Origin of the sequence: Effusibacillus lacus, from assembly GCF_002335525.1 — a bacterium.
Classification (GTDB): Bacteria; Bacillota; Bacilli; order Tumebacillales; family Effusibacillaceae; genus Effusibacillus; species Effusibacillus lacus.
The window spans coordinates 1-4,525 of sequence record NZ_BDUF01000076.1 but is presented as its reverse complement, the minus strand read 5'-3'; the positions used below and the strand labels follow the sequence as shown (position 1 = coordinate 4,525).

The following is a 4,525-nucleotide window of genomic DNA, read 5'->3' as shown; positions in this document are numbered from 1 at the left end:
TGACCCGTCATGGGCAAAGGCTGGTTGTCGCACGGGGAGGACGGGGAGGACGGGGCAACACCCGGTTTGCCACAGCTGCCAACAAAGCTCCGGAGATCGCAGAGAAGGGCGAACCCGGACAAGAGCGATGGATCCAATTGGAGTTGAAAGTGATTGCTGACGTGGGGCTTGTCGGGTTCCCAAGCGTTGGCAAATCTACGTTGCTGTCGGTGGTATCTGCCGCGAAGCCCAAGATAGGGGCTTACCATTTCACAACCTTGTCCCCCAACCTTGGTGTGGTGGATGTCGGGGACGGCCGGAGTTTCGTTCTGGCGGATCTGCCCGGTCTGATTGAAGGGGCCCATGCAGGACACGGGTTGGGACATCAGTTTCTGCGCCATGTGGAACGCACCAAAGTGATAGTCCATGTGGTGGATATGGCGGCGACGGAAGAACGTGATCCTTGGCAAGACTTCCTTAAAATCAACGAGGAATTGAAGTTGTACAGCGAAAAACTGGCCACCCGACCCATGATTGTGGCTGCCAATAAGATGGACCTTCCCGGTGCGGAAGCGAATTTGGAGGAGTTTCGCAAGAAACTGGACCCCTCAATTCCTCTCTACCCCGTTTCAGGCGTAACAAAGGAAGGCGTCCGGCAGCTTCTGTACGCAGTGGCGGATCTGCTGGATTCTCTGCCGGATGTGGAGGAGGCCGCACTGGATGAAGTGGATGCCACCGAACGCAAAGTCTATCGGCTGGAAGAGGATGAGGATTCTTTCACCATCTCCCGGGATAACGAAGTGTTTGTGGTTCACTCTCCGAAGATTGAGAAGCTGATCAAGATGACCAACTTTGATCAGTATGACGCTGTCAAGCGGTTCCAACGCATCATGAAGAATATGGGCGTTGACGATGCCCTGCGGCAGCGGGGCGCGGTGAACGGTTCCACCATTCGGATCGGAGACCTGGAGTTTGAGTTTGTTGAATAACGGTGAGTTCGGATGAAAATCCCTTATGAAGTCTGGGAGTGCATGGTCAGCCATCTGGCTGGCGAGCTTCCCGGTGAGGGCTGCGGTGTCCTCGTGGGTCAAGGCAGCACCATTCGTTACCATGCACTGAAGAATCTCTCAGGGGATGAGGCCCATTTTCGCGTATCGCCGCAGGAATGGGTCTCTCTTTTGCATGCCCTCGAAAGAGCCAACGAACGGCTTCTGGCAGTGGTTCATTCCCATCCCTCATCACCACCTGAACCATCCAGAGAAGACCGGGAAGGGTTTCTCTATCCCGATGCCTGCCTGTTGATCGTGTCATTAACGAATCCCGCTATGCCAGAAGCCCGGATGTACACAAAGAAAGGGCCGTCCTTCGAAAAACGGCCCTTCGAAATTCTGCCTCCCGAACTTATTTGAAGATTAACCGAATGGCCACCAGAATCAGGGTGACAGCTAGGATCCGAAGAAGCGTCTTGGCCGGCAATCTGGCTGCCACGCGAGCCCCGAGCTGCCCCCCCAGGAATGCCCCCGGCGCCAGGAACAACGCCTTCAACCACAACACATTTCCAAGAACAATATGGGAGATGGTGCCCACAAACGCAGACAACATAATCGCAAACATCGATGTTGCCGTTGCAATGTGAGGCGGGAAGGTGAGCAGCAGCACCATGGTCGGAACCAGGATGGATCCGCCGCCAATTCCCAATAGCGATGACAGAAAGCCTGTTACGAAACTGACCGACATGCCAAACCCGCGATGAAAGGAATATTTGTGCAGGGTTCCCGTAGCGTCGGTAAACTCCCTTGTTACGGTGGGAGACAGGAAATTTCTGGCCGGTTTGGTGGGTTTGAAAAGCAGGAAAATCGAAATCGACATCAGAAACAAACCAAACACCACATAGAACACCTTGCTGGTGAATGATTCCGCCAGAATGGCCCCAATGATGGAACCCGGAACCATCAGCAGAGCAAACCAGGCCCCGCTTTGAAAGTCGACTTTCTTCTGTTTTGAATAAGCAATGGTACTGGATATGGAATTTATGAACAATACCGCCATGGATGTTCCGATGATCAATTCCGGCTGATAATCGTACAGGTAAATCAGAAACGGAATCATGATGAACCCGCCGCCAAGCCCCACAATCGAACCTGTAAATCCTGCAAGCGTACCGATCAGAAAAAGCCACAAGCTGTCCAATGATAAAATTTCCAAGGGCGTCCTCTCCTGCTGACAATTCTCCAAATTTCTCTCTTTAAACATACCACAATTCGGTTGATTGTCGAGCCAAGACAAACTTATGGAGAAGTCAGTGTAACCTTATCGACACGACACGAGTCAGGTAAGGTGAAGCAGGAAATTTTTCCGGAGAAGGCGGTCTGACATGAAAAAGAAACTTGGTTTAGTGGCTGTTGTGTTGATTCTGGCAGCGGGGCTTTCGTTTGGGCCTGTCTCCTCAAAAGAGCCTGTGGCCAACGGGGAAACTTCTGCAATCGAATCAAATGAAGACATTCTTCGTTTCCATTCGAAAGAGGAGATCGTCAGAACCATCAAGGAGCATTTGGAGAAAAACCGGACGATGTACAAAGGGGAGGTTGTGAACGAAGCAATGACCGGTGCTTCCGAAAGTGCCGGAGTTCCATCCTCGGCTGACATGGCAGTCAAATCCGCCCATTCCACAACCAATGTGCAGGTGCAAGGGGTGGACGAGGCGGATATCGTGAAAACGGATGGAATCTACATCTATCATCTGAGAGAGAGGGAACTCGTAATTTCGAAAGCATATCCGGCAGAAAGCTTTGAAGTGTTCAGTCGTATCAAACTGGCCGGGAATTTCGATCCCCGGGAGTTGTTTGTGGAGGGCAAGCGGGTCGCCGTGTTGGGGATCACCCATGATGTGCGGATGCTGCACTCGCAGTCGGAAACAAAGGATTCGATCTACCCCGTTCACGATACTGCAACCTCCGTATTGATCTATGATGCAACAGACAGGAAGAATCCTGAACTGGTGCGGCAGATTGATTTGCAGGGGCAATATGTATCCTCCCGCAAAATCGGGGACCGGCTCCATATGGCAACGAACCAGTATGTACGCATCTATTCGAATCCCGATCATCCCATCCTGGAGGAACACTTTCTGCCGAAGTACCGGGACTCGGTGAAAAGCGGGGAATTTGCACCGCTTGATGTCAAGCACATCTATCATTTTCCCGGTGACAGCTCCAGTCAATACTTGAATTTGGCTTCCGTGTCCCTTTCCGATGCCAACGCTCCTGTTGCCGTTTCCAGTTACCTGGGTGGCGGAAGGCAGATGTACATGTCAGAAAAGAACATGTACATTGCGAAATCCGACTGGACCGGTTCATGGGAATCCCAGAAATCCCGCAAGGAGAATACCTCACTTTACAAGTTTGCGGTGACGGAAAACGGCCTTGTCTACAAAGGAAGGGGGGAAGTTCCGGGCAGGCTGTTGAACCAATTTTCAATGGATGAACACAAGGGCTATTTGCGCGTTGCCACAACCACAGACATGTTCAATGAGAAGCAGGAAAACAACCTGTACGTATTGGACGGCAATCTGAATGTGACAGGCAGGGTTGAGGGGCTGGCCAGGGGAGAGAGAATCTATTCGGTGCGGTTTATGGGGGATCGGGGCTATGTGGTTACGTTCAAGAACGTGGATCCCTTGTTCACCCTTGATCTGAAAGATCCGAAACAACCAAAGGTTATGGGCGAATTGAAAATTCCGGGTTTTAGCAATTACCTGCATCCCTACGATGAGAATCATGTGATCGGTTTCGGCCGCGATACCGAAGAGAAAACCTTGCCGGACGGTCGCACGGTTGCGGTGCAGAAAGGAATCAAGCTGTCCATGTTTGACGTCTCCGATATGAAGAATCCCAAGGAACTGTTCACAACGGTAGTTGGGGACCCATTCACCCACTCGCCGCTGCAGAACGACCACAAAGCACTGCTGTTCTCGAAGGAGAAGAACCTGTTCGCGTTTCCAGTGATTCGATACAACAATGAGCAAGATGCCTTCTACGGTTTCTACGTCTACGGCATCGACTTGCGGAACGGGTTTGGCCTGAAGGGGAAAGTGGACATGCGGGACAACGTGAAGTATGGCAACTGGCCGCAGCGGATGATCTACATTGGGGACACCTTATATTCCATCTCGAATGATATCTACAAGTTTCATGATGCAAGGACGTTGGAAGAGGTTCGCAATGCCCATATGTTCTACAACCACCTCAACCGCAAGTGATTGTTGATGGCACAAGCGTTAAAGTTTCAGTTTTTCAAGGGTCTTATTGTTGGAGCGCAAAAGGAAAATCAGAATGTGCTGATTATCCCGGGCCCCGTCTCCTCCAGAAAGAGAAGGGAACCTATCTATACGTGATGGACGCAAGATGGGAAGAAGGCAGTTCGGCATATGTTTTTGGAGTTCACGATGAATAATGTTGTTAGCCCCTCTCATTGACGGTAAATTCGGAACCGACAATGACGGGGGCTAATTTGTTTTGTCACTGACATGGCGGTGGCGTTTCCTATT

The 4,525-nt window shown here is 51.2% G+C and carries 4 protein-coding genes; 3 read left to right on the top strand and 1 reads right to left on the bottom strand.

Annotation, left to right across the window (positions count from 1 at the left end; translation table 11 throughout):
* Positions 1-968, top strand: a 968-nt coding sequence (obgE, locus tag EFBL_RS13835) for a GTPase ObgE (RefSeq protein ID WP_096182685.1), incomplete at its 5' end; no start/stop codon positions are given.
* Between the two features lie 12 nt (positions 969-980).
* Entirely contained in the window at positions 981-1,388 is a 408-nt protein-coding gene (locus tag EFBL_RS13830) for a M67 family metallopeptidase (RefSeq protein ID WP_096182684.1), read from the top strand.
* Here the strand turns inward: EFBL_RS13830 and EFBL_RS13825 are convergent.
* Positions 1,381-2,184, bottom strand: coding sequence for a sulfite exporter TauE/SafE family protein (locus EFBL_RS13825; RefSeq protein ID WP_231705810.1), 804 nt, complete (start codon positions 2,182-2,184; stop codon positions 1,381-1,383). The two genes, EFBL_RS13830 and EFBL_RS13825, sit on opposite strands and share 8 nt — an antisense overlap.
* 169 nt (positions 2,185-2,353) lie before the next feature.
* On the opposite strand from EFBL_RS13825, the gene EFBL_RS13820 reads away from it, so the two are divergent.
* Entirely contained in the window at positions 2,354-4,237 is a 1,884-nt protein-coding gene (locus EFBL_RS13820) for a beta-propeller domain-containing protein (protein ID WP_096182683.1), read from the top strand.
* Positions 4,238-4,525: the final 288 nt, after the last annotated feature.